21 protein-coding genes and 1 other RNA gene are annotated in these 25,562 nt (G+C 63.8%); 18 read left to right on the top strand and 4 right to left on the bottom strand.

What is annotated here, in order from left to right:
- The first annotated feature begins 279 nt into the window (after nt 1-279).
- Nucleotides 280-648, top strand: coding sequence for a DUF4870 family protein (locus WBF69_RS10645; protein ID WP_424263925.1), 369 nt, complete (start codon nt 280-282; stop codon nt 646-648).
- Nucleotides 649-738: 90 nt separating this feature from the next.
- Here WBF69_RS10645 and WBF69_RS10640 read toward each other — a convergent pair whose 3' ends face one another.
- Entirely contained in the window at nt 739-1,011 is a 273-nt protein-coding gene (locus WBF69_RS10640) for an SWIB/MDM2 domain-containing protein (RefSeq protein ID WP_424263923.1), read from the bottom strand.
- Between the two features lie 153 nt (nt 1,012-1,164).
- Between WBF69_RS10640 and pyrC the strand changes: the two genes are divergently transcribed.
- Nucleotides 1,165-2,253 (top strand): dihydroorotase, encoded by a 1,089-nt coding sequence (gene pyrC, locus WBF69_RS10635; protein WP_424263921.1) that lies wholly within the window; start codon nt 1,165-1,167, stop codon nt 2,251-2,253.
- A 55-nt stretch (nt 2,254-2,308) separates the two neighbouring features.
- On the opposite strand, the gene WBF69_RS10630 is transcribed toward pyrC, so the two are convergent.
- Nucleotides 2,309-4,153, bottom strand: a complete 1,845-nt coding sequence (locus tag WBF69_RS10630; RefSeq protein WP_424263919.1) for an ABC-F family ATP-binding cassette domain-containing protein — start codon at nt 4,151-4,153, stop codon at nt 2,309-2,311.
- Nucleotides 4,154-4,315: 162 nt separating this feature from the next.
- On the opposite strand from WBF69_RS10630, the gene rnpB reads away from it, so the two are divergent.
- From rnpB to WBF69_RS10605, 5 genes are all read left to right on the top strand, one after another.
- Nucleotides 4,316-4,716, top strand: an RNA gene (rnpB, locus tag WBF69_RS10625) — RNase P RNA component class A.
- A gap of 161 nt (nt 4,717-4,877) precedes the next feature.
- Nucleotides 4,878-5,708 (top strand): ABC transporter ATP-binding protein, encoded by an 831-nt coding sequence (locus WBF69_RS10620; RefSeq protein WP_424263917.1) that lies wholly within the window; start codon nt 4,878-4,880, stop codon nt 5,706-5,708.
- Entirely contained in the window at nt 5,689-6,396 is a 708-nt protein-coding gene (locus tag WBF69_RS10615) for an ABC transporter ATP-binding protein (RefSeq protein ID WP_424263915.1), read from the top strand. Before WBF69_RS10620 ends, WBF69_RS10615 begins: the two co-directional genes overlap by 20 nt.
- A gap of 4 nt (nt 6,397-6,400) precedes the next feature.
- On the top strand, nt 6,401-7,474 hold the full coding sequence (locus WBF69_RS10610) for a branched-chain amino acid ABC transporter permease (RefSeq protein WP_424263914.1): 1,074 nt from the start codon (nt 6,401-6,403) through the stop codon (nt 7,472-7,474).
- Between the two features lie 11 nt (nt 7,475-7,485).
- Nucleotides 7,486-8,691 carry a branched-chain amino acid ABC transporter permease gene (locus tag WBF69_RS10605; protein ID WP_424263912.1) on the top strand — a complete coding sequence of 402 codons (1,206 nt, stop codon included), beginning with the start codon at nt 7,486-7,488 and terminating at the stop codon, nt 8,689-8,691.
- A 78-nt stretch (nt 8,692-8,769) separates the two neighbouring features.
- On the opposite strand, the gene nirK is transcribed toward WBF69_RS10605, so the two are convergent.
- Both nirK and WBF69_RS10595 read right to left on the bottom strand, forming a co-directional pair.
- Nucleotides 8,770-9,870, bottom strand: a complete 1,101-nt coding sequence (nirK, locus tag WBF69_RS10600) for a copper-containing nitrite reductase (RefSeq protein ID WP_424263910.1) — start codon at nt 9,868-9,870, stop codon at nt 8,770-8,772.
- Nucleotides 9,871-10,223: 353 nt separating this feature from the next.
- Nucleotides 10,224-11,573: an ABC transporter substrate-binding protein gene (locus WBF69_RS10595; RefSeq protein WP_424263908.1), complete on the bottom strand. Its 1,350-nt coding sequence runs from the start codon at nt 11,571-11,573 to the stop codon at nt 10,224-10,226.
- Between the two features lie 394 nt (nt 11,574-11,967).
- Here WBF69_RS10595 and mraZ point away from each other — a divergent pair, with 394 nt between their 5' ends.
- From mraZ to WBF69_RS10540, 11 genes are read left to right on the top strand one after another with little or no spacing between them, the layout of a single operon-like run.
- Nucleotides 11,968-12,396 carry a division/cell wall cluster transcriptional repressor MraZ gene (gene mraZ, locus WBF69_RS10590; protein ID WP_424263906.1) on the top strand — a complete coding sequence of 143 codons (429 nt, stop codon included), beginning with the start codon at nt 11,968-11,970 and terminating at the stop codon, nt 12,394-12,396.
- Nucleotides 12,397-12,405: 9 nt separating this feature from the next.
- Nucleotides 12,406-13,455 (top strand): 16S rRNA (cytosine(1402)-N(4))-methyltransferase RsmH, encoded by a 1,050-nt coding sequence (gene rsmH, locus WBF69_RS10585; protein WP_424263904.1) that lies wholly within the window; start codon nt 12,406-12,408, stop codon nt 13,453-13,455.
- On the top strand, nt 13,452-13,748 hold the full coding sequence (gene ftsL, locus WBF69_RS10580; protein ID WP_424263902.1) for a cell division protein FtsL: 297 nt from the start codon (nt 13,452-13,454) through the stop codon (nt 13,746-13,748). Before rsmH ends, ftsL begins: the two co-directional genes overlap by 4 nt.
- Entirely contained in the window at nt 13,745-15,481 is a 1,737-nt protein-coding gene (locus tag WBF69_RS10575; RefSeq protein ID WP_424263900.1) for a peptidoglycan D,D-transpeptidase FtsI family protein, read from the top strand. The genes ftsL and WBF69_RS10575 overlap by 4 nt, the downstream gene beginning before the upstream one ends.
- Complete coding sequence (gene murF / locus WBF69_RS10570) at nt 15,478-18,258, top strand: bifunctional UDP-N-acetylmuramoyl-L-alanyl-D-glutamate--2,6-diaminopimelate ligase MurE/UDP-N-acetylmuramoyl-tripeptide--D-alanyl-D-alanine ligase MurF (RefSeq protein WP_424263898.1); 2,781 nt, start codon at nt 15,478-15,480, stop codon at nt 18,256-18,258. The genes WBF69_RS10575 and murF overlap by 4 nt, the downstream gene beginning before the upstream one ends.
- Nucleotides 18,248-19,420, top strand: a complete 1,173-nt coding sequence (gene mraY / locus WBF69_RS10565) for a phospho-N-acetylmuramoyl-pentapeptide-transferase (RefSeq protein ID WP_424263896.1) — start codon at nt 18,248-18,250, stop codon at nt 19,418-19,420. The genes murF and mraY overlap by 11 nt, the downstream gene beginning before the upstream one ends.
- Nucleotides 19,417-20,949 (top strand): UDP-N-acetylmuramoyl-L-alanine--D-glutamate ligase, encoded by a 1,533-nt coding sequence (gene murD, locus WBF69_RS10560; protein ID WP_424263894.1) that lies wholly within the window; start codon nt 19,417-19,419, stop codon nt 20,947-20,949. Before mraY ends, murD begins: the two co-directional genes overlap by 4 nt.
- Nucleotides 20,946-22,139 (top strand): putative lipid II flippase FtsW, encoded by a 1,194-nt coding sequence (ftsW, locus tag WBF69_RS10555; protein ID WP_424263892.1) that lies wholly within the window; start codon nt 20,946-20,948, stop codon nt 22,137-22,139. Before murD ends, ftsW begins: the two co-directional genes overlap by 4 nt.
- Nucleotides 22,136-23,209 (top strand): undecaprenyldiphospho-muramoylpentapeptide beta-N-acetylglucosaminyltransferase, encoded by a 1,074-nt coding sequence (gene murG, locus WBF69_RS10550; protein WP_424263890.1) that lies wholly within the window; start codon nt 22,136-22,138, stop codon nt 23,207-23,209. The genes ftsW and murG overlap by 4 nt, the downstream gene beginning before the upstream one ends.
- Nucleotides 23,206-24,612, top strand: a complete 1,407-nt coding sequence (gene murC, locus WBF69_RS10545; protein ID WP_424263889.1) for a UDP-N-acetylmuramate--L-alanine ligase — start codon at nt 23,206-23,208, stop codon at nt 24,610-24,612. The genes murG and murC overlap by 4 nt, the downstream gene beginning before the upstream one ends.
- Entirely contained in the window at nt 24,609-25,556 is a 948-nt protein-coding gene (locus WBF69_RS10540) for a D-alanine--D-alanine ligase (protein WP_424263887.1), read from the top strand. The genes murC and WBF69_RS10540 overlap by 4 nt, the downstream gene beginning before the upstream one ends.
- The last annotated feature ends 6 nt before the right edge of the window (nt 25,557-25,562 follow it).

Below are 25,562 nucleotides of genomic sequence, written 5' to 3'. Positions count from 1 at the left end.
TCCCGAACAGGACAGTGAAACGCCTTCGCGCCGATGATAGTGGGTGGACACCTGTGAAAGTAGGTCATCGTCAGGCTTTTATACCGCAAAGCCCCTGCAGATCACTCTGCAGGGGCTTTGTCTTTTGGCGCACCGGGCGGCCCCAAGCGCCAAAGCGCCCCCTCGGGGGGCAGCAAGCGGCACGCAGGCTGCGCAGCGTGGGGGCTTTGTCTTTCAGAAAAACAGTTAGAATGAAACCGACTTGAACAGCGGCGCGCCGGTGCCACAGCAGGAGGTTTCATGATACAAGGTGAAGATACCCAAGACACCGACAAGGGGCTGACGCAACGCCAGCTCATTCATCTGATGTATGCCTTGTTTGCGGTGGGAATTCTATCCGCAGGAATTTTGGGCGCGGCAGCCATTGCCGCTGTCGTTCTGGCTTATCTCAAACGCGGTGATATGGTGGGCACGGTCTATGCCGGCCACATCGACTGGATCATTCGTACGTTCTGGTGGGGCTTGTTGTGGCTGGCGCTAAGCGCCGTCGCTGCCATGATCTTCATCGGCTTCGTCACCGGGGTGATCGCGATGATCTGGATCATCTATCGCCTGGCCAAGGGCTGGCTGGCGCATTGCGCTGGGGAAACCCCTCTGCCCGGCCTGTAGAGCCGGTTGGGGGCAAGCGTCGATTCGGCGGCGCGGGTGATCTCGACATCACCCGCCGCCAAGCCCTGGCGGGCCCGGCATGAATTCAGCTTATTTCAGATGTTGGCTGACCAGTTTGGTCAGTTCGAACATCGATACCTGATCCTTGCCGAACAGGGGCTTCAGCTTGGCGTCCGCGTTGATGTTGCGACGGTTTGCCGGGTCTTGCAGGTCGTGCTTCTTGATGTAGTCCCAGATGCGTTTGGTCACTTCGGTGCGGGGAACGGCTTCATTGCCGATGACCGCAGCCAGGGTGGCGCTGGGCGTCAGGGGTTTCATGAAAGCCGCATTGGGCTTGCGCACGGACTTTTCGGTGGTTGCCATGAATACAGGCTCCTACTTGATTGAGTGAATAGCCCCCGAAGCTTACCGCGTGTTTCCCTCAAAGACAAAGCAAAGCAGTGAAAAATATTTAAGGAATTGATTGTGACTCAAGAGAAGCTTCCATCCAACGATCAATCCGGCGCCCCGAATGGCATGCCAAGAGGCGTCGCGCAGTCCCTGGGGCGGGAGCCACGGACCGTCACGCTCGTGCGCCCTGACGACTGGCATCTGCATTTGCGCGACGGCGCTGTGCTGCAAAGCGTGATCCTGGATTCCGCCCGGCAGTTCGGTCGCGCCATCATCATGCCCAATCTGAAGCCCCCGGTGCTGACGACGGCAGACGCCCAGGCCTATCGGGATCGGATCTTGGCTGCCTTGCGTCAGGCGGGCGCGCCGGCGGGCAGCTTCGAGCCCCTGATGACTCTGTACCTGACCGATAGAACGGCGCCGGACGAAATTCGCCGCGCCAAGGACTCGGGGCTGGTTCACGGCGTGAAGCTCTATCCTGCCGGTGCGACCACGCATTCGGATGCGGGGGTGACTGATTTGCTGAGGCATTGCCGGGCGACCTTGGACGCCATGCAGGACTGCGGGATGCCTTTGCTGGTGCACGGCGAGGTGACCGATCCCGAGGTCGATCTGTTCGACCGTGAAGCGGTGTTCATCGATCGGGTGATGCTGCCGCTGCGCCAAGCCTATCCGGCGCTGAAGGTCGTCTTTGAACACCTGACGACGGCGGAAGGGGTGGCCTATGTGCGCGAGGCCCCCGGCCCCGTGGCGGCGACGATCACCGCCCACCATCTGTTGTACAACCGCAATGCCTTGTTCAAGGGCGGTTTACGCCCGCATTGGTATTGTCTGCCGGTGCTCAAGCGCGAACGTCATCGCCTGGCGTTGCTGGATGCGGCCACCAGCGGCGAGGCGCGGTTCTTCCTGGGGACTGACAGCGCGCCGCATGCCAAAGGGGCCAAGGAGCAGGATTGCGGTTGCGCAGGCTGTTATACCGCCCGCCATGCGATGGCGCTGTATGTGTCGGCCTTTGATGCCGCCGGACGCCTGGATCGGCTGGAGGCCTTTGCCAGCCTGAACGGACCGGCCTTCTATGGGCTGCCCCCCAATGCCGGCACCCTGACGCTGGAGCAGGTGCCGGAACAGATTCCCGCGAGCTTGCCCTTGGCCGATGCCGAGGTCGTGCCTTTGGCAGCCGGCGAATCCCTGGCGTGGCGTCTGCGGGCCGAATAAGCGCAGGACGGTTGTCGGCGAGCGGCCCCATCGGGGCTATTTCGTCTGATGGGTCTTAATCGCCGCGTTTGTCTTCCAGGACGGTCCAGCGTTCGAACAGGGCATCGAGCTGTTCGCCCAGCGCGTTCAGGGTTTGCTGGATGCGTTCTGCTTCGGCGGGGCCGTCGCGGTACAGATCGGGGGCTGACAAGGCCTCGGCCAGTTGCGCCTGTTCGGCTTCCAGGGTGGCGATGCGATCCGGCAGGGCGGCCAGTTCTTCGGCCTCCCAGGGGGCCAGACGGCTCTTGCGGGCACGGGCAGGCTGGCTGGGGTCTGCGCCGCCGGCGCTCGCACCCGCCTCGGGGGCCGGGGGTGCGGACTTGGCCGGCGCTGCCGCGCGGGCCGGGTTGGCCTCTGCAGCTTCAGGGCGCGGACGCTGCGCTTCCCATTCGGCGTAGCCGCCTACGTATTCCTGCCAGTGCCCCTGACCTTCGGCGGCAATGGTCTGCGTGACGACATTGTCCAGAAAGCTGCGGTCGTGGCTGACCAGCAGGACTGTTCCGCTGTAATCCTGCAACAGGCTTTCCAGCAGTTCCAGCGTGTCGATGTCCAGATCGTTGGTGGGTTCGTCCAGCACCAGGACGTTGTGCGCCTGGGCGAACATGCGCGCCAGGGCCAGGCGGGCGCGTTCGCCCCCGGACAGGCTGCTGACCGGGGAATGAGCGCGGGCGGCGGGGAACAGGAAGTCTTCCAGATAGCTCATGACGTGCTTGCGCTGGCCGCCGATTTCCACCCATTCGCTGCCCGGGCTGATGGTATCGGCCAGAGTGGCGGATTCGTCCAGACGGTCGCGCATCTGGTCGAAATAGCCGATGGACAGATTGGTGCCCAGGCGCACCGTGCCCTGATCAGGCTGCAACTCGCCCAGCAGGATGCGCAGCAGCGTGGTTTTGCCGGCGCCGTTGGGGCCGATCAGCCCGATTCGGTCGCCGCGCAGGATCAGGGTGCTGAAGTCACGGATCAGGGGTTCGCCGCCAAAGCCGTGCGTGACGTGCTGCAGCTCGGCGACCTGCTTGCCGGATCGTTCACCGTCCGCCAGAGAAAAGCGCACCTGGCCCTGCTGGTCGCTGCGCGCGCCGCGTTCACGGCGCAGGGCTTCCAGGCGCCGGACGCGGCCTTCGTTGCGGGTGCGGCGGGCTTCGACGCCTTTGCGGATCCAGACTTCTTCCTGGGACAGCAGTTTGTCGAAGCGAGCATTGGCTTGTTGTTCTGCTTCCAGCCATTGGGCCTTGCGGGTCTGCCAGGCGGAAAAATTCCCCGGGAAGCTGAGCAGCTGACCGCGATCCAGTTCGATGATGCGCGTCGCGACCGCATCCAGAAAACGGCGATCGTGAGTGATCAGAACGATGGTCAGGCGAGAGGTGGACAGCAGAGACTCGAGCCAGGCGATGCCGTCAAAATCAAGATGGTTGGTGGGTTCGTCCAGCAGCAGCAGATCGGGTTCTTCGACCAGAGCGCGGGCCAGGGCGACGCGTTTGCGCGTGCCGCCGGACAAGCCCGCGATCAGCAGATCGGGATCCAGCCCCAGGGTGTCGATCAGCGTGGCCGCCCGGGCGCTGCGCGCCCAGTCTTCGGAAGCCAGCATGTCGCCGTGCAGCAGCTGCTGGATGGTCTGATCTTCCGGCAGGATGGGTTCCTGTTCTACCGTGGCGATGCGCAGGCCTTTTTGCCGGCGGATCTCGCCATCATCCAGTTGGGTGCGACCATCCAGGATACGCAACAGCGAGGACTTGCCGGCTCCGTTGCGACCGATCAGGCCGATGCGCTCGCCCGCCAGCAAGGCCAGTTCGGCGTGGTCGAGCAAAGGGTGGTGGCCGTAGGCCAACTGGGCCTGGGTCAGGGCGAGGATCGTGTCAGGCATGGAATCAATGCGTGCGTCGGGGGAATCGGAGTCGGGGCGGGGGCGACCGCGCTAGGGTCGCATCGCCGACCGCCAAACCCTATTGTCGCAGTTTGGTGCGGCTGCTGCCTGGGCGAGCGGCGGCGCGCTGCCGTGGCCGGGCTTGCCGTACAATGCCGGTGCGGGGCAGATCGGGCAATCGCGGTGTCTAGGCATCGAGGAAGGTCCGGACTCCATCGGGCGCGATAGCGGCTAACAGCCGTCCGGCAACCCCCACGGGGCAAGCCGAGGACTAGGGCCACAGAGACGAGTCTGTCACGCGGGTGTCGCTTGAACGCGGCACTCCGGTACGGCCACTCCGTACTGCCTGGCGGCTAGTCCGCCAGGGCGTGGCAGGGTGAAACGCGGCAACCTCTATCGGGAGCAACATCAAATAGGCATGCGCCGGCTTCGTGCCGACAGGGCGGCCCGCCCGAGCATGCGGGTAGATGGCTAGAGCAGTCCAGCAATGGCCTGCCCAGAGGAATGATTGCCCGCCGGGGCGACCCGGCGTACAAAATCCGGCCTACAGATCTGTTCCGCAATTTCTTCTGGTTTTTCGAGTTCTTCTAGGGAATTATGCGCATACGGCCCCTGCGCCTGCTGTGATACCCTGAATCACCTTTCGAACCGACGGCCTGTGCGGCATGCATGCGCCAGGTACGCCGGCCGGATTCCTTATGCGGAAATCCAGCAGGAGACATCGGTGACAGATTCGACAGCAGCTTCCCTGTCGGGGGCGGACGACCAGCAGCAGCGGCCATTGCTCGAGGTCCGTGATCTGGCGAAAAGCTTTGGCGGCCTGCGGGCCGTGGATCATTGTTCATTCCAGGTTGAACGAGGCACCATCACCGGGCTGATCGGCCCCAACGGCGCCGGCAAGACCACCGTCTTCAACCTGATCACTGGTTTTATTCCGCCCGATTCGGGGCGCATCTTGCTCGATGGGCAGGATATCGGCCACCTGCGTCCCGATCAGATCTTCGCCCGCGGCCTATGCCGCACCTTTCAGATCCCCCGTGAACACGGCACCATGAGCGTGCTGGAAAACCTGCTGCTGGTGCCGCCGTCTCAGTCCGGCGAACACTGGTGGAATGCGATCTTCCGTCCAGGGCAGGTGCAGGCGGAAGAATCGCGCCATCTGCACAAGGCGCGCGAAGTGCTGGAATACCTGCAGCTGACCCATGTGCAGCATGAATACGCGGCCAATCTGTCCGGCGGCCAGAAAAAGCTGCTGGAAATGGGGCGGATGCTGATGGCGGACCCGCAGATCATTTTGCTGGACGAGCCTGCCGCAGGGGTCAACCGTACCTTGCTGCAAAGCATTGTTGCCAACATCCAGTTCTTGTCCAAGGATCGCGGCATCACGTTCCTGCTGATCGAGCATGACATGAACATGGTCATGAACCTCTGCGACCCGGTGGTCGTCATGAGCGAAGGCCGCAAGCTCGCCGAAGGCGATCCCGCCTCTGTGCGCAGCAACCAGGCGGTGCTGGAAGCCTACCTAGGAGGGCAATATGCCGCTGCTGCAGGTTGATTCCGTCACGGCAGGATACGGGGATACCGAGATCCTGCGCGGCTTGTCGCTGGTCGTCGAGGCGGATGAAGTGGTCTCCATCATCGGTCCCAACGGGGCTGGAAAATCCACCTTGATGAAAACCGTGTTCGGCCTGCTGCATCCGCGCCAGGGCTCGATCCATTTTGACGGCCATGACATCACCCAGGTGGCGCCGCACCGGATCGTGCGTCTGGGCATGTGCTACGTCCCCCAGGTCGCCAACGTATTCACGTCGCTGACCGTGGAGGAAAACCTGGAAATGGGGGCGTTTCCCCTGGGAGCGATCGATCTCAGTCCGCACAAAGACCGTGTCTATGACATGTTTCCGAAGCTGCGGCAGCGCCGGCGACAGCTGGCCGGCAAGATGTCGGGCGGTGAAAGACAAATGGTGGCGATGGGCAGCGCCCTGATGATGAATCCCAAACTGCTGCTGCTCGACGAACCCACTGCGGCCTTGTCGCCAAAACTGGTCGACGAGATCTTCGAACGCATCGCGCGCATCAACGAGGCCGGCATCGGGGTGCTGATGGTCGAACAAAATGCCCGGCAGTCCCTGAGCATGGCGCATCGTGGTTACGTGCTGGCCAATGGCGAGAACCGCCACGAGGGGACGGGTCAGGATTTGCTCGACGATCCCAATGTCGGGCGTCTCTATCTAGGAGGGTGATCCGATGGCTGAGACAGCACAATCTGCGGCATCGGGCCTGCCCCCGGAAAATGCCGAATCCGCCGCGGTCGACGTGCGCGATTCCGGCGGCGCGCGTAGTAGCCGTTTCGTTGGGGGCGTTCTGGCGCTGGTCCTGGCGGGTATGTGGATCGCCGGCTGGCTCTCGGGCACCAGCGCCCAGGAAATGCTGTCCTTGACGGCATGGGGGGTGATGCTGGGCGGGATCATCGCTTTAGGGGGGATCGGACTGACGCTGTGTTACGGAGTCCTGAAATTTCCCAACTTCGCCCACGGAGAGTTCCTGACCCTGGGAGCCTACGTCACCTACGGAATGGTGCTGGTCCTGCCGCAGTCCAATCCAATCTGGCGGTTTTCCTTTGGCTGGGAACTGTTGGTCGGGATACTGCTGGCCGCGGTCGTCACCGCCATTGTCGCCATCGTGATCGACCGCGTGTTGTACCGCCCCTTGCGTAAGCACCAGTCGCCGCTGGTCCTGCTGGCGATGGCGTCGCTGGGCATGGAATTTCTGCTGCGCGGCATCGTCTATCTGGTCTGGGGGTCTGATTTCCACTTCTACTATTCAGGACGCACCAACCCGGCCCTGTCCTTGCCCCTGGGGTTGCGACTGCAGGCCGACCAGTTGTTCGTCTTTGCGCTGGCGCTGATCCTGGTGGTGTTGCTGTACTGGATGTTGACGCGTACGCGCATTGGCAAGGCCATGCGCGCGACTGCGGACAATCCCGATCTGGCCCAGGTGCGCGGCATCAACACCGAACAGGTGATCGCCTGGACCTGGGCCATCGGGGCCGCCTTGGCCGCCGTCGGCGGGGTCATGTATGGGTTGGCGTCGCAAATGCGGCCGGATATGGGCTTTGTCCTGCTGCTGCCGCTGTTCGCCGCGGTCATCATGGGCGGGATCGGCAGCGCCTGGGGGGCGCTGGTGGGCGCCGTCATCATCGGGGTGGCGATGCAGCTGACTTCCGCTTTCCTGAATCCGGCCTATGGTCCGGCGGTCGCTTTTGTGCTGATGGTGCTGGTGCTGCTGATGCGGCCTCAGGGCCTGTTCGCCCAACGCTAGGAGCATGCATCATGGATTCTGCGCATCTGTTGAAAGCCTGCTTCCTGCTGGTTCCTGCCTTTTTGCTGGGAAGCCTGCTGTTTTCCCGCTGGCGCTGGCCGACGCGGTTGCCGGCGGCGCTGGTGCTGGGCTGCGTACTGGCGTTCGGCATTGCAGAGTGGTTGCCGGGCATCATGGATTACCTGGTGTCGTTCAGCATCATGGCCATGATTTACTCCATCCTGTCGCTGGGCCTGAATGCCCAGTGGGGATATAACGGCCATCTGAATTTCGGGATCGCCGGATTTTTCGCCGTGGGGGCGTTCACCATGGCGTTGTTCGTCATGTCGCCGCCCGCAGGGGCGATGGCCGCCTATGCGCAGCAGTGGTTCGGGCTCGAGGCTCCCTTTTTGGTGGGCGTGGTCGCGGCAGGGATCGTAGCGGGCGCGGTGGGCTATCTGATCGCTCAGCCCATTTTGCATCTGCGCGCCGATTTCCTGGCCATTGCCACCCTGGGGATCGCCGAGATCATCCGCCTGATCTTCCAGAACGAGCGCTGGCTGGCCAATGGGCCGCAGCCGCTGTCGGGCATTACACAGCCCCTGAGCTGCGTGTTCGATGCGGAAGGTTGCAGCTGGCTGCCCGCCGCCGTGGGCGAGGCCTTGTCGGCCCTGCAGCCTAGGGACTACAGCTATCTGTATCTGGTGATTGTCGCTCTGTGCCTGGCGGTGGTGTACGCCGTGCTCGAGGCCATGGTGAGATCCCCCTGGGGACGCGCGCTGCGCGCCGTGCGCGACGAGGAAGATTCCGCCGCCATGAACGGCAAGCATGTGAAATCTCTGCGGGTGCAGTCATTCGTGCTGGGCGCCATCGTCATCGGTGTGGCGGGCGCCTTGTATGCGCCCTATATGGTGACCATCGACTACAGCCACTTCAAGCCCTTGTTCGCCACCTTCCTGGTCTGGGTGATGTTGATGCTGGGGGGCAGCGGCAACAACAAGGGGGCCATCCTGGGGTCCTTTGTGATCTGGGCCGTCTGGAGCGGTACCGGATTCGTCACCGATTACCTGCAGGTTGCCTTGCAGGGGGTCGCCCCCGACGTGGCGTCCCGCATGGCCTTTCTGCGTTGGGCTTTCGTGGGCTTGCTGCTGGCGCTCATCGTGCTGTTTCGGCCGCAGGGCATTCTGCCCGAAAAAAAGCGCGTGTCCCGGTTCCTGAAAGACGCGCCCGAGGACTGACCGTTCGGAATACGCAGACAAAAAGGGCGGCAACCCGGAGGTTGCCGCCCTGGAACTCCCTATCTGGCGATCGGACGATCAGCCCTTGCTTTTGATGGGGCCCGGGGGAGACACCTGAGTCATCAGGTCGTGATCCCACTCGCCTTCAACCACGACGTGACCCGCCGCACCCAGCTCGAAGGCTTCGATCAGGTTGTGGTTCACATAGGCATACACGCCAGGCTGCTTGAAGGTGTAGATAGCAGCCGCCGATGCGCCGCCCGGGATGAACCAGGTTTCGATATCGCGCAGGGGCGTGTTGGCGAACTTGCCCAGGGGCCAGAACCAGTCTGCGTGACCGCCGATCAGGTGCGGACGCGTGTCGCGGTTGCACTGGCCGTGGACAAACAGCACGGTTTCGCCGACCTTGGCCTTCATGGCGTTGTCGCCAGTCAGCGAGCCGACCTTGCCGTTGAACACCACGTGCGACGGAATCAGGCCGCGCATCGTCGTGGTCGTATCGCCGTAGCTTTCCAGCGCGGTGCCGTACGTCTTGTAGTTGCCGTTCTCGTCCTTGGGGACGTACAGATCATGCTCGCCGATCGTGTAGATGCGATCGTAGTGCAGCACGTTGCCGTAGGCGTCCTTCAGACCGTCGCGCGGCAGAACCAGCAGCGTGCCGTTCATGCCAGTCACCACGTGCCAGGGCACCATGCCTTCCGGGGCGCAGTGGAAAATGAATGCGCCGACACGGTCCGCCTTGAAGCGCAGCACCACTTCCTGGCCCGGTGCGACCTTGGTCAGGCCTGCGCCGCCCAGAGCGCCGGTCGAGGCGTGGAAGTCGATGTTGTGTTCCAGGGCGTTGCTGGCCGGGTTCACCAGGGTCAGTTCGACGTAGTCGTTCTGGTGCACGACCATGGTGGGGGCGGGGATGGTGCCGTTGAACGTCATGGCCCACATCTTGGTGCCGTTGTCGTCGACGACCACTTCTTTTTCTTCGATGACGAAGCGGAACTGGATGACTTTGGGGCCGCCCTTGGCGATCTGGTCGTGGGCGTGCACAAAGGGCGGGGCGACGAGGTCAACCTTGACGCGCGGCAGCTTGGCGATTTGTTCCGGCGTGTAGGACGTGGTGGGGGGGGGCGTCAGGCCAGCAGCCGCTTTTTCCTTGGCTGAGGCGGGAGATGCCACCGCTGCCATGGCCAGAGAACCTGATACTGCTCCAATGCCAGCGTTTTTCAAAAATGCACGTCGTTCCATCATGAGGCTCCGTTGATACATGGGGGTGATAAACATCGTTTTCTTGATCAAGGTCGGGGCGGGTCGTGCCTTGCCTTGCCGGTATTGACCAAGAGCTTGGATGACTTCATTGGAGCATTCATCCCGCTCGCCACGCTTGATCCAGCGCAAGCTCGTCACCGGCTCCCTTTGATCTAGCGCAAGTTTGCGACCGGTTGGTCTGGAATAGACACAAAAAAACCTGAATGTGGCGCGATGCCAGGTTCAGGTTTGGGCGCGGAATGCGAGGCGGCTTTAGCCGCCGGGGAGAGGGATCAGCTGGCAGGAATGTCCTTGGCGGCCACCATCTTGACGGTTTCGATCTTGTCGCCGTTGTATTTCCAGATATTGACCGGCGTGATGACGTCGCCGTTCTTGTCGAAATCGCACGGGCCGGCCACCCCGTTGTAGTTGATTTTCTTTTTGTCTTTCAGTGCTTGCAGCATGGCCTTGACCCTGCCCTGGTCGCCGCCGTCGATCATCTCGCCCGGCGGGTTGGCGATCTTGCGCAGTTCGTCGCGCAGCACCGTGCCGGTGATCTTGGAGGCGTCGGTGGCGCCATTGGCGACGGCTGCCGCCATGGCCAGCCCCGCCACCATCCCCGCATCGTACGAGCAGGTGGTGAAAGGCGGGAAGTGGTCGTATTTATAGGTTTCCAGGTAGGTTTTGGAGAAGTCCTTATAGGATTGCGTGCTGGTGTCTTCGCCGGGCGCGGTGCCGTAGAGGCCATCCATGTTTTTTGCACCGACTTCCTTGATGATGTCGATACTGGCGTTGCCGTCGGTGAACTGCCATTTGGTGAAGTTGAAGGTATCGCGGGATTCTTTGCAGATGGCGATGGTGTGGGCCGGGTAGCTGACGATCAGCAGCAGGTCGGGCTTGTCCTTGAGTGCCTGGGACAGCATGGATTTATAGGTAGGCTGGACTTCTTCCGGGTGCGGAACCTGCGCCAGCACGGTGCCTCCGCGTTTTTTGAAGGCATTGGCGAAGGCATCGGCCAGGCCCTGGCCGTAGGGGTTATTGATGTAAATGATGGAGACGCGTTTGAACTTGTAGTTCGGATCGATTTCGCCATTGACGAACTGGGCGGCCACGACGCCTTGCATGGCATCGGATGCGCTGGTGCGAAACAGCAAGTCGGCCTTGGCGTCGGCAGGCAGCACACTGACCAGCGGCGAGGTTGTGCCGTTACCGATTTGCAGCACGCCGGACGGAATGGTGACCGAGGTCGCGATCGCGACCGTGACCCCGCTGGACCAGCCGTTGATGATCACCGGCGTGTGTTGTGTGTCGACCATCTGGCGCGCTGCCTGAACGCCGACCGTCGGCAGGGTGGCGCTGTCGGCTGTGACGTGGCTGGCGATGATGGGGCCGCCGAAGACTTCTTTGGCTGCTGCATTGATCTGGTTGACGGCCAAGCCGACCGCATCACGGTAATAAGGGCCGAATTCGGCTGCCGAGCCTGTCATGGGCAGAACCTGTCCCAGATTGATGGCGGGCGGGGCGCCCGCCGCCAGGGCGCGGGAAAACGGCAGGGTGTTGCTGAGCACCAGCGTGCCGCCTGCAGCCCCCAGAGTGAACAGGAACTGGCGGCGAGAGGCGGGATGGGGCGAGTGATCCGACATAAGAGAACTCCTTTTGGTTGGCTAGCACGAGTCAGGCAAACACGAAAAAGGCTCGGATGTTTTCGAGTCTGGCGCCTGGGGCGCCACTGCAGCAGCTCCAGGAGGAGCCATGTTTCATTACATCGGTTGGCTTGTGGCATGTCAATCAGGGATTGGCTCAGTTTTTTGAGGCTGCCGGATCGTCGGAGGAAAGGCCTTTGTTGACAAAGGACTTTCAGTTTGATTTGCAATGCATTGATTTTTCAGATGTTTATTTCCAGGTGAATTGTTAACAACAGTTGTAAGTGCTTGTTGTCATTGAAGAAATTTAGATTTTCCCCTTGACCGCTTCAATGGTATCCCGTAGAGTGGGCCAAAGTAGTTTTTTGTGTCATGAAGTGGGAGGGTTCCCCCCGTGTTTCAGGGAAGCAGCGCCTTGACCTTAGATGCCAAGGGCCGGATGTCAATTCCGGCTCGGTATCGTGACGTCTTGCTTTCCGACGAACAGGGACACCTGACCTTGACGCGCCACCCCGATGGGTGCCTGATGCTGTACCCGCGCGCCACCTGGGACGTTAAGCGCGCCCAGATCGCCGCCCTGCCGGCTGTCGCCCGACCCTTGCAGCGTTTGCTGCTGGGCAGCGCCCAGGACGTGGATATGGACAGCGCCGGTCGCATTCTGGTGGCTCCCGAACTGCGTGACGCCGCTGGTCTGTCGCGCGAAGTCATGTTGCTGGGTCTAGGTTCGCATTTCGAACTGTGGGATCGCGTGCAATGGGAAGCCCGCAGCCTGCAGGACGTCAGCCAACTGGACCCTGCCATTCTTGAGCAGATTTCTTTCTGAGCCCGGCCCATGGCGTATTCCCACCGTACCGTTCTGCTGGAACCGGCTATCGACGCGTTGTTGAGCCCGGCGTTCGGGCGCGGCGCGGATACGGAGCATACCCCGGTCCTGGATGGGGTGTACGTCGACGGCACGTTCGGGCGGGGCGGACATAGCCGCCTGTTGTTGCAGCGCCTGTCGCCGCAAGCCCGTTTACTGGTTTTCGATAAAGATCCCGCGGCCATCGAGGTCGCCCGGGAATTGAGCCGGACGGACGCCCGCGTCGAAGTCGTGCACGACGGCTTCGCCTCGCTGGCAGAACATCTCGAGCGCTTGTCCATTGCCGCCCTGGATGGCGTCTTGCTGGACTTGGGCGTGTCCTCGCCGCAGATAGACGATGCGCAGCGGGGGTTTTCATTTATGCGCGACGGTCCGCTGGATATGCGCATGGACACGACACGGGGGCAGACAGCCGCCGACTGGCTGGCTCAGGCCGACCAGGATCAGATCAAGGAGGTCATTGCACATTATGGCGAAGAACGGTTTGCTTTCCAGATTGCAAAGGCGATTGTTGCGAGCCGCCAATCCCGGGCGCTGCGCACCACGGGCGAATTGGCCCAGCTTGTCGCCGGTGTCGTCCGCACGCGCGAAAAGGGTCAACATCCGGCCACACGGACCTTTCAAGCTATACGGATTCACATCAATGCGGAACTTGAGGAGCTCGCGCGCACCCTCCCGGTCGCTTTAAGCCACCTGCGTCCCGGGGGGCGGCTGGCGGTGATCAGTTTCCATTCTTTGGAAGATCGCATGGTCAAACAGTGCCTGGCGGCTGCCGCCCGGCCCGGCCAGGCGCAGGCGCGTCTGCCGATTCCCGAAAAGGACATGCCCCGGCCTTGGGTCAAGCTGCTGGGCCGTGTCTACGCCGATGAGGCCGAAGTCCAGGACAATGCGCGTTCCCGATCCGCTGTGCTGCGGGTCGCGCAGCGCACGGATGAACCCTTGTCGCTTGCGCAGGCGACCGCCCTGGTGCGTCTGCCCGGCCAGCGGGCGGACAAGCGGGGCGGGAGGGCCGGTCGATGATCCGCATCTCTCTGTTCCTTTCCCTGTTGCTGATGGCGTCGGCGATTTCTTTGGTGACGGTGCGCTTTCAGGCGCGCGAATTGTTCGTGACCTCCGAACGTCTGAAATCGCAGGCGCATGAGCTGGACACGGAATGGCGGCGTCTGCAGCTGGAACGGGCTGAACTGGCCCGCAACGCCCGAATCGATTCGCTGGCGCGTTCCGAGCTGCACCTGGTTGCAGTGACGCCGGGCCGGACGATCTATCTGCAGGAATCCCCGGCAGCCGGTCCGTCGACAGGAGGGCAGCCATGAAGCGTTTCGGCTTTCATGAAAGTCCCGTCTTGTCGTCGCGTCCGGCCTTCTGGCGGGCGCGCCTGGTCATCATCGTGCTGATGCTGGGATTTGCGGCTTTGGCGGCCAAAGCCCTGAACGTACAGATTCTGTCCAATGAGTTTTTGCAGCGCCAGGGTGAGCGTCGCTACGAACGCACCTTGGTGCTGCCGGCGACGCGCGGCAAGATTTTTGACCGGAGCGGCTCTGTGGTGGTGGCATCCAGTGTGCCGGCCCGCGCCATCTGGGTGATCCCGGAAGATTTTCATAAAGCGTCGAGCGAGCAGGTGAACGCCCTGGCCAAGCTGCTGGGCATGAAGGCCGACGACATCCGTCAGCGTACACGCGACGAGGACAAGAACTTCGTGTATCTGCAGCGCCAAGTGGCGTTGGGCGTCGCGGAACAAGTGCGTCTCCTGAAAATTCCGGGGGTGCAGCAGCTTCCCGAGACGCGTCGCTATTACCCGGAAGGCGAAGTCATGGCGCATGTCGTCGGCTTCACGAACATCGAGGACCGGGGCATCGAGGGCATCGAGCTGGCATTCAACGACCGCTTGTCCGGTCAGCCGGGGTCGCGTCGCGTCATCAAGGACCGGTTGGGGCGGGTCGTAGAGGACGTGCAGGCCGTGGTGCCGCCGGTCGATGGACAGAATCTGCAGTTGTCCATCGACGCCGGCATACAGTTCGATACCTACACGGCCCTGAAAACCGCGTTGGAACAGCATCGGGCGCGCGCTGGCGCGGCGATCGTCCTGGACGCCCAGACGGGCGAAATCCTGGCCATGGTCAATTTGCCGTCCTACGATCCGAACGATACGACGCAACGCGCCGGCCAGGCGCTGCGCAACCGGGTCATGACCGATATCTTCGAGCCGGGTTCCATCATGAAGCCGTTCACGGCGGCGCTGGCGCTGGACTCGGGCAAGATCACCACCCGCACCCGATTCGATACCGGGAATGGCCGGTATCGCTACCAGGGGTCCCTGATTTCCGATGTGGGGCATTACGGTGTGCTGGACGTGGGCGGCATCATCCAGCATTCCAGCAACGTGGGCATGACCATGATTTCGGAACTGCTGGATTCGCAGGCGATGTGGACCAAGTTTTCCGAGCTGGGCTTCGGTCGGGTGCCGCAGACGGACTTCCCGGGCATGGCCTCGGGGCGCTTGCGCCCCTGGCAGCGCTGGCGGCCCATCGAGCGGGCAACGATGGCGTATGGCTATGGTCTGTCGGTGTCCCTCATCCAGGTGGCTCATGCTTATACGGCGTTTGCCCGCAATGGCGATATGGTGTCCATGTCCCTGTTGCGGCGTGAAGGCCGGCCCACCAGCGTTCAGGTGTATTCCCCGCAGGTGGCGCAGTTGATGCGCGGCATGCTGGAAGCGGCGGCGGGGCCGGATGGCGCCCGCAAGGCGCAGGTGCAGGGCTATCGCGTGGCCGGCAAGAGCGGGACGGCGCGCAAGATTGTCGATGGCCAGTACAGCAAGACCAAATACCGGGGATCCTTCGTGGGTTTCGCGCCGGTGTCCGACCCTCGCGTCGTGGTGGCTGTTTCTATCGATGAGCCCAGTGCCGGGGGGTATTATGGCGGCGCTGTGGCCGCTCCCGTGTTTTCCGATATTGTTTCCAGCACCCTGCGCCGTCTTGGGGTGCGGCCTGATGCGCCGGTGGATTCCCTGGTGGCTGTGGCGGATCAGGGGAGGCGCGCACAATGAATACGATAGATATCCTGACCTGGCTGGACGAGCGGGTCGAACGTCAGGCGGATCTGTGTCTGGATTCCAGGCAGATTCAGCCGGGCGATGTGTTTTTTGCTTGCCCCGGCATCGCTGCCGATGGGCGGGCGTATATGGAACAGGCCGCAGCAGCCGGCGCGGCAGCGATCGTCTGCGCCGCCGGCGGATCGCACACGCCGCCGGACGCAGTGCCTGTCCTGATGGTGGACGGCCTGAACGCCTTGTTGGGCGAGATTGCGCACCTCTGGTACGGTCGGCCCTCGGATGCCTTGACCGTGATCGCCGTCACGGGCACCAATGGCAAGACATCGACCGCGCGTTGGCTGGCGGATGCCCTGAATGCAGAAGGCATGCCTTGCGGCACGATTGGCACGCTGGGGGTTTTCCTGGCGGATGGCAGCAGTCTGGGTGGTGTGTTGACGACGCCCGATGTGTTGACCATGCATCGCAGTTTGGCCGCCATCGCGCGGGCCGGCGCCATGGCGGCCGCCATCGAAGCGTCGTCCATCGGCATCGATCAGGGGCGGTTGGACGGTGTGCGTATCCAGGTGGCGGGCTTTACCAATCTGACGCGCGATCATCTGGACTATCACGGCACCATCGAACGATATAAGCAGGCCAAGTTCGCCCTGTTTGCGCGCGCGGGTCTGCGCAGCGCCGTGGTGAACGCCGATGATCCTGCGGGGGCTGAATTGCTGGCAGCGACACCGCCGTCCGGCCATCGCGTGGGCTACAGCCTGCAAGCCGGTGCAGCCGCTGCTTTTCGCGCCGAGGATACCCAGCATGGGGCCGATGGCCTGGTGTTCAATCTGGTGACGCCCAATGGCCGCGCCCAGATCCTGACCCATCTGGTGGGTGAACATAATATTTCGAATCTGCTGCTGGTGGCCGGCGTGTTGCGTGAGCTGGGCTGGGGCCTGAGCCGCACCGCCCGGGCGCTGGCGGTGCTCCATCCCGTTCCGGGGCGTCTGCAGGTGGTATCGGCGGTCGGCGCCGCCCGTCCCCAAGCCTTGGTGGTGGTCGATTATGCGCACACGCCCGATGCGCTGGAGCGTGTGCTGTTGGCCTTGCGCCCAGTCGCCCAAGAGCGTGGCGGTCGACTGTGGTGCGTGTTCGGCTGCGGGGGCGACCGCGACACCGGCAAGCGACCCCTGATGGGCGCTGTCGCCGCTCGCCTGGCGGATGTTGCGGTGGTCACGACGGACAATCCGCGCACCGAGGCGCCGGATGCCATCATCGATGCCATTGTGTCGGGCATGCCGGAGCGACCGCAGGTTCAGGCGGATCGGGCCATGGCCATTCTGGATGTCATCTGGCGGGCGAGCGAGCGCGACGTCGTGCTGCTGGCCGGCAAGGGCCACGAGACCTATCAGGAAATCCAACACGTGCGCAGCCCCTTCGATGATCGGGAATGGGCGCGTTTCGCACTGAGTTGGCAGCAGGATCCGTCCTTGTCCACGGATACGCGCAGCCTGCCCGCCGGGGCCTTGTTCCTGGCGTTGCAGGGCGAACATTTCGATGGGCATGACCATCTGGCCGCCGCCGAGCGGGCGGGTGCGCGCGCCGCGCTGGTGGCCGCACCCGTGTCGGCAAACACGGCGTTGCCGCAGATTGTGCTGGGCGACACACGCCAGGCCTTGATCCGGATCGCCACGGTATGGCGCAGCCTGTTCAAGATTCCGGTGATTGCAGTCACAGGCAGCAACGGCAAGACCACGACCAAGGAAATGATCAGCGCCATCCTGGCCGCCTGGCGGGGCGAGGACGGGCGTCTGGCCACTCAGGGGAATTTCAACAATGACATCGGCGTGCCGCTGACGGTGCTGCGCTTGCGCGGCATTCACCAGGCTGCCGTCCTGGAGTTGGGCATGAACCATCCAGGCGAAATCTCCGTGCTGGGGGCCATTGCTCAGCCGACCGTGGCACTGGTGAACAATGCCCAGCGCGAGCACCAGGAATTCATGAGTTCGGTCGACGCCGTTGCCCGCGAGAACGGTGCCGTGTTGCAGGCCTTGCCGCCGGACGGCGTGGCGGTCTTTCCCGCCGATGAGCCCTACACGGGCCTATGGCAGGAACTGGCAAGCGGACGGACGACGCGGTGTTTTGGTTTCGTCGAGTCGGCGGATGTCCATGCTTCGCAGATCCGCGCCGGCACCGAGCAGACAGAATTTCGCCTGCATGTCGGGCGCGACATGGCGCCGGTTTCTTTGCATGCGCCGGGCCGCCATAATCTGCGCAATGCCCTGGCCGCAGCCGCTTGCGCCAGCGCGGCGGGCGCCCCACTGACTGCGATTGCAGCCGGCTTGGCGGCGTTCTCGCCGGTGGGCGGGCGGATGCGACCGGAAATGCTGGCCGATGGCTTTCAGCTGATCGACGATACCTACAATGCCAATCCGGATTCCGTGCGGGCCGCCATCGAGGTGCTGGCGGGCCTGGATGGCCGGCGCATCCTGGTGCTGGGCGATATGGCGGAAGTCGGCAACCAGGGGCCGGCCATGCATGCCGAAGTCGGCGACTATGCCCGGCAGTGCGGTGTGGACGTGCTGTTGACGCTGGGGTCGGCCTGCCGCGAGGCGGTCCGGGCGTTTGGGGCGCCGGCGCAAGCCTTTGATGATCTGGATGATTTATTGCCTGTGCTGCTGGCCGCCCGGCCCGCGCACATTCTAGTCAAGGGTTCGCGCAGCATGCGCATGGAACGGGTCGTGCAGGCCCTGCATGCCAATGGCGCGACCGGGGAGGGCGATCATGCTGCTTGAACTGGCGCGCTGGCTGGCGGATCATCACTTCCGCGCTTTCGGGGTGGTGGAATACATTACCTTCCGTGCTGTGCTGGCCTCGGCGACGGCGCTGGCCATCGGCCTGCTGGCGGGGCCCTGGCTGATCCGCCGCCTGACGGCCATGAAGATCGGCCAAGCGGTGCGCAGCTATGGACCAAAGACGCATCTGCAGAAAAATGGCACGCCCACCATGGGCGGCGCCTTGATTCTGATCAGTATCGGCATCAGCACCTTGCTGTGGGCGGATTGGACCAATCGTTTCGTCTGGGTCGTGCTGCTGGTGACCTTCGGTTTCGGCTGGATCGGCTGGGCGGACGACTATCGCAAGGTCGTCCACCACGACCCGGAAGGCATGCCGGCTCGCCAGAAGTTCTTCTGGCAGGCCTTGATCGGCGCCGTGGCGGCGGTGTATCTCAGCTTTGCGGTGTCAGTGCCGGCCAATACAGAGCTGTGGCCGCTGTTTCGCGACTGGGTGTTCAGCGGGTTTTCCATGCCGCTGCCGGCCCGCGCCGACCTGATTGTGCCCTTCTTCAAGTCCGTCAGCTATCCGCTGGGGGTGTTCGGCTTCGTGACCCTGACCTGGCTGGTGATCGTCGGAACCAGCAACGCCGTGAACCTGACCGATGGCCTGGACGGTCTGGCCATCATGCCCACGGTGATGATCGGCTCGGCGCTGGGGATCTTCGCCTACGTCGTGGGGCGGGTGGACTATTCGAAGTATCTGCTGTTTCCCTACATCCCCGGCGCATCCGAATTGATGGTGCTGTGCGCCGCCATCGCGGGGGCCGGGCTGGCCTTTCTCTGGTTCAACGCCTATCCCGCCCAGGTATTCATGGGTGACGTGGGGGCACTGGCCTTGGGCGGCGCCCTGGGCACCATCGCCGTGATCGTGCGCCAGGAAATCGTGCTGTTCATCATGGGCGGGGTGTTCGTGGTCGAGACCCTGTCGGTGATGCTGCAGGTGGGCTGGTTCAGATATACCAAAAAGCGTTACGGGGAAGGGCGCCGGATCTTTCGCATGGCGCCGCTGCATCATCATTTCGAGGTCGGCGGCTGGAAGGAAACCCAGGTGGTGGTGCGTTTCTGGATCATCACCATGATGCTGGTCCTGATCGGTCTGGCGAGCCTGAAGCTGCGATGAACGCCGCCTATCACTTCCCCTCTCTGCGCCGCGATGGCCTGACCCTGATTCTGGGTCTGGGGGAAACCGGCGTGGCCGCTGCCCGCTGGTGCGCTGCCCAGGGCGTGCCGTTGCGGGTGCTGGACACCCGCGAGCAACCGGGCGGCCTGGCCGCGTTGAAAGCCGCAGGGATCGACGCCGATCTGCGCCTGGGGCCGCAAGCCCTGGACGAAACCGCTCTGGACGGCGTGCTGACGCTGGTGCTCAGCCCCGGCTTGAATCCGCATGAGGCGCCGATCGCCGGATTGCTGGCTGCAGCCCGCGCCCGCCATATCGAAGTGCTGGGCGAAATCGAACTGTTTGCCAGGGCGCTGGCGGATCTGCGCGAGCAGGACTACACCCCCGTCGTGCTGGCAGTCACCGGGACGAACGGCAAGACCACCGTGACGTCGTTGACGCGCCATCTGGCGCAGGGCTGCGGGCGGCGGGTCCGGGCAGCGGGCAATATCAGCCCGGCGGCTTTGGACAGCCTGTTGGATGCGCTGCAAACCGATGATCTGCCGGACGTCTGGGTTTTGGAATTGTCCAGTTTTCAGCTGGAAGCCACGACCTCGCTGGCAGCCGATGCCGCCGTGGTGTTGAACGTCACCCAGGATCATCTGGATTGGCATGGCGACATGCAGGCCTATGCCGCGGCCAAGGCGCGCCTATTGACGATGGCGCGGGTGCGAGTCGTCAACCGTGCCGATGCCTTGGTGCGGGCGATGGTGCAGGATCTGGACGCGCTCGATGTGTGCAGCTTCGGTCCTGATACCCCTGTGCTGGCGGGTGACTTGGGGTTGCAGGTCCAGCATGATCTGGGCTGGCTGGTCATGGTGCCCGCCGCTGAACCGGCATCCGAATCCCCCGCGCCGCGGCGCAAGGCCCAACAGCCGGCAGAGCCGGCGCGCCGCCCCCAGGGGACGGCGCAGGCGCTGATGCCGGTCGATGCCTTGCAGGTCAGGGGGCAGCACAATGCGCTCAATGCCCTGGCCGCCCTGGCCTTGGGGGCTGCCGCCGGGCTGGATTGGGCGCGTATGCTGCATGCGCTGCGCGATTATCGGGGCGAAGCCCACCGTACGGAATTCATTCAGTCCATCGCTGGCGTAGATTTCGTCGACGACAGCAAAGGCACCAATGTCGGCGCCACCCTGGCCGCCTTGCAGGGCCAGGGACGTCCAGTCGTGTTGATTGCCGGGGGGTTGGGCAAAGGCCAGGACTTTACTCCTTTGGCAGCGGCTGTGCGGGCGCATGCCCGGGCCGTCTTGCTGATCGGTCAGGATGGACCCGTCATCGGCCAGGCCCTGGTGGATTGCGGAGTGCCGCTGGTGTCGTGCCAGACGCTGGAGCAGGCGGTGCGCGACGGCATGGATCTGGCCAAGCCGGGCGATGCCGTGTTGCTGTCGCCTGCTTGCGCCAGCATGGACATGTTCCGCAATTACGCCCATCGCAGCGCCTGCTTCGTCGAGGCGGTGCGCGAACTCGCGGCTGATCGGGGAGAGGTCGCATGAGCGTGTTCGCCGACCTCAGCGCCAGCCTGAACGCCGTGCGTCCGGGACGCACGACCATGCCGACCGTGGATGCCAGCCTGATCGTCGCGGTCAGCGCGCTGGTGCTGTTCGGCTTGCTGATGGTGTATTCCGCATCGATCGCGTTGGCCGATGGGCCGCGCTATGAAAGCTACGGTCGCTTCTACTTTGTCGGTCGTCACGCGGTGTTCATCCTGATCGGCCTGCTGGCCGCCCTGTTTACCGCCAGCATCCCGATGAAAGTCTGGCAAAAACTGGCGTTGCCGCTGTTTGCCCTGGCCTTGCTGCTATTGCTGGTGGTGCTGGTGCCGGGCATCGGGCGAGAGGTCAATGGTGCCCGGCGCTGGCTGACGATGGGGCCTTTGAATTTTCAGCCTTCCGAATTGATGAAGTTCGCCGTGATCCTGTACGCGGCGGATTATGTGATGCGCAAGCAAGCGCACCTGCAGGGATTCTGGCGTGGCTTCCTGCCCATGGCGCTGGCGCTGGCGCTGGTCGGCCTGCTGCTGCTGATGGAACCCGACCTGGGGGCGTTTATCGTCATTGGCGCCATTGCCGTCGGCGTGCTGTTCATCGGCGGCATCAATCTGAAATTGTTTTCCACGCTGCTGGCGGCGGTGATGTCCTGCTTCCTGTTGCTGATCTGGCTGTCGCCCTGGCGCCGAGAGCGCCTGTTCGTCTACCTGGACCCCTGGAATCCCGACAATGCTTACGGCAGCGCCTACCAGTTGTCCCATTCCCTGATTGCACTGGGGCGCGGCGAGTGGTTCGGGGTGGGGCTGGGCGCCAGCATTGAAAAACTGCATTACCTGCCGGAAGCCCATACCGACTTCATCGTGGCGGTCATTGGCGAGGAACTGGGTTTTGCCGGTGTCATGTGCCTGGTCGCCGTGTTCGTCTTCATCGTGCTGCGCGGCTTTGAAATCGCCCGCAAGGCGATGGCGCTGGACCGGGTGTTCGAAGGGCTTGCCGCTCAGGGCGTCGCCTTGTGGATGGGGGTGCAAGCTTTCATCAATGTGGGCGTGTGTCTGGGCTTGCTGCCGACCAAAGGCCTGACCCTGCCGCTGGTCAGCTATGGCGGTTCGGGCATCGTCATGAATCTGGTGGCGGTCGCGCTGTTGCTGCGCGTGGATTATGAGACGCGCAGCATGATGCGGGGGAAACGGCGATGACTCAGCCTGTGATCCTCATCATGGCGGGCGGTACGGGCGGGCACATCATGCCGGGCCTGGCGGTTGCCAATGCGCTGCGGACCCAGGGTTGGCAGGTGCTGTGGTTGGGCGATCCGAACCGCATGGAGGGGCGTCTGGTGCCGGCGCAGGGTATTGAGCTGCTGCCGCTGCATTTCGGCGGTGTGCGCGGCAAAGGCGTGCTGGCGCTGCTCAAGCTGCCCTTCACGCTGGGCATGGCGTGTCTGCAGGTGCGTCGTCTGCTGCGTCAACGCCGTCCCGATGTGGTGCTGGGGATGGGCGGCTATGCCGCCGTGCCGGGCGGGCTGATGGCGCGGTTCAGCCGTATCCCCCTGGTGATTCACGAACAGAATGCCGTCGCCGGGACGGCCAATCGGGTGCTGGCCCGGCTGGCGGGGCGGGTGTTGACCGGTTTTCCCGGTGTGTTGCCCGATGCCTTGATGGTGGGCAATCCCGTGCGCGAGGCGCTGCTGTCGGTGAGTCCGACGGCGGAACGCTATACGGCCCGCCAAGGCGCTTTGCGCCTGCTGGTGCTGGGCGGCAGCCTGGGGGCGGCCCGCATCAATGAATTGATCCCGGAGGCGCTGGCGCGCCTGCCGGCGGAACAGCGTCCGCAGGTCCATCATCAGGCCGGCGAACGTCATGCGGACCATGTCCGCCAGCATTACGAGCGTCTGGGTTTGCAGGCGGACGTCTCCGCTTTCATCGAGGACATGGCGCAGGCCTTGGCCGATGCGGATCTGGTGATCTGCCGCGCAGGCGCCATGACGGTGGCCGAGGTCGCCGCAGTGGGCGTCGCCGCGCTGTTTGTGCCGCTGCCGCATGCCATCGACGATCACCAGACGGCCAACGCCCGGTATCTGTCGGAATGCGGAGGCGGCTGGATGATGCCCCAGGCGGACCTGGATGCGGACCGTCTGGCGGCCTGGCTGGCCGAGCGCCGGCGCCCGGAGCTGGCCGCCGTGGCGGCCCATGCCCGCGAACACGCAAGTTTGAATGCTACGCAGCTGATTGCCGAAGCCTGCGTCCACACCAAAGAGGAATCGGCATGAAGCATCGCATCCGGAACATTCATTTTGTAGGCATCGGGGGATCCGGGATGAGCGGCATCGCCGAGGTCATGCTGAACCTGGGCTATGCCATCAGCGGCTCCGATGTCCAGGAAACCGCCGTCACCCGTCGTCTGGCGTCTCTGGGCGCGCGCATCGACATCGGCCATGCCGCCGAGCACATCCAGGGGGCGGGCGCCATCGTCACGTCCACGGCCATTCATGCCGACAACCCGGAAGTGCTGGCCGCGCGCGCGGCGCGCATCCCCGTGGTGCCCCGCGCCCTGATGCTGGCCGAGCTGATGCGCCTGAAGCGCGGGATCGCCGTGGCCGGCACGCATGGCAAGACGACCACCACCAGTCTGGTGGCCAGCGTACTGGCGGCAGGCGGCCTGGACCCGACCTTTGTGATCGGCGGGCGTCTGAATGCCGCGGATGCCAATGCCCGGCTGGGCCAGGGCGAATACATCGTCGTCGAAGCCGACGAGTCCGACGCCTCTTTCCTGAATCTGTTGCCGGTGATGGCCATCATCACCAACATCGACCTGGACCATATGGATACCTATGGTCATGACGTGGCGCGCCTGAAGAGCGCCTTCGTCGAGTTCACTCAGCGCCTGCCGTTTTATGGCAGCGCGGTGCTGTGCCTGGACGATCCGAACGTGCGCGAGATCATCCCCTTCGTGTCGCGGCCCGTCACCACCTACGGCATCGACACACCCGCCCAGGTGCGGGCGCACGACATCCACGCCGAAGGCACGACCATGGCCTTCACCGTGGAGCGTCAGAGCCTGCAAGGCGCTTTGCCGCCGCTGGACGTGCGCCTGAATCTGCCCGGTCGGCACAATGTGCTCAATGCCCTGGCGACGATTGCGGTCGCCACCGAGCTGGGCGTGCCCGATGACGCCATCGTCGAATCCCTGGGGCAGTTCCGGGGCGTGGGGCGGCGCTTCACGCAGATCGGCAATTTTGCGGTGTCGGCCCGCAACGGTGACGGCACTTATGCGGTCGTCGACGATTACGGCCACCATCCGGTGGAAATGGCCGCCACGCTGGCCGCTGCCAGGGGCGCCTGGCCGAACCGCCGGGTGGTGCTGGCGTTCCAGCCGCACCGCTATACCCGCACCCGCGACTGCTTCGAGGATTTCGTGCAAGTACTCAGCCAGGCCGATGCCGTGCTGCTCACCGAAGTCTATCCGGCAGGAGAAGCGCCGCTGATTGCCGCAGATGGCCGCGCCTTGGCGCGCGGCTTGCGCGTGGTCGGCAAGGTCGAACCGGTCTTCGTCGAGCAGGTGGGCGACATGGCCGCCGCCATTCAGGACTTCGCCCGCGACGGCGATGTCGTGATCATCATGGGGGCCGGATCCATCAGCCGGGTACCCGCTCAGCTGGGGAGTCCGCTATGAGCAATGCCTTTGGCAAAGTGGGTGTGTTGTACGGCGGTCTGTCCGGTGAGCGGGAAGTCTCGCTGATGTCGGGTGCGGGTGTCTGCGCGGCTTTGCGAGAATCCGGCATCGATGCCCATTTGTTCGATACCGGGCGCCAGAGCCTGGCCGACCTGGCGGCAGCGGGCTTTGACCGGGTCTTTATCGCCCTGCATGGACGCTTTGGCGAGGACGGCACCATCCAGGGCGCGTTGGAGCTGCTGGGCATCCCCTATACCGGCAGCGGGCTGCTGGCGTCCAGCTTGGCCATGGACAAGATCGCCACCAAGCGGCTGTGGCTGCAGCATGATTTGCCCACGCCGCGGTTCGCTGTGCTCGACTGCCAGTCCGATCCGTCGGCGCTGGCCGGCGATCTGGGCCTGCCCCTGATCGTCAAGCCGCCGCACGAAGGGTCCACGCTGGGCGTGACCCGCGTGCAGTCGTCCGATCAATTGCCGCAGGCCCTGGCGCTGGCCTGCGAGCATGACGATCGCGTGCTGGCGGAACAATTCATCCAGGGGCGCGAGCTGACCGTCCCCATCCTGGGCAGCGGCGACGAGGCGCATGCCCTGCCGGTCATCGAGATCATCGCCCCGCAGGGCAATTACGACTACGAACACAAGTACGTGTCCAACGACACCCGCTACGTCTGCCCGGCGGATCTGCCCGAAGCCTTGAGCCGTCGGATCCAGGATCTGTCCGTCCAGGCGTACCGCGCGCTGGGCTGCGAGGGCTGGGGCCGGGCGGATGTGATGCTGGACGCGCAGAACCAGCCCTGGCTGCTGGAAATGAATACGTCACCCGGCATGACCAGCCATTCGCTGGTGCCCATGGGAGCGAAGGCGCTGGGCATGACGTATGCCCAGTTGTGTGTGGCCATTCTGGCGACGGCGCGCTGCAAAGTGCGCCGCCCGGCAGCCGACTAGGAGCCG

It is taken from the genome of Castellaniella sp., from assembly GCF_049673105.1.
Taxonomy (GTDB): Bacteria; Pseudomonadota; Gammaproteobacteria; order Burkholderiales; family Burkholderiaceae_B; genus Castellaniella.
The sequence above is the reverse complement of the archived record's forward strand: the minus strand, read 5'-3'. Positions and strand labels throughout refer to the sequence as shown.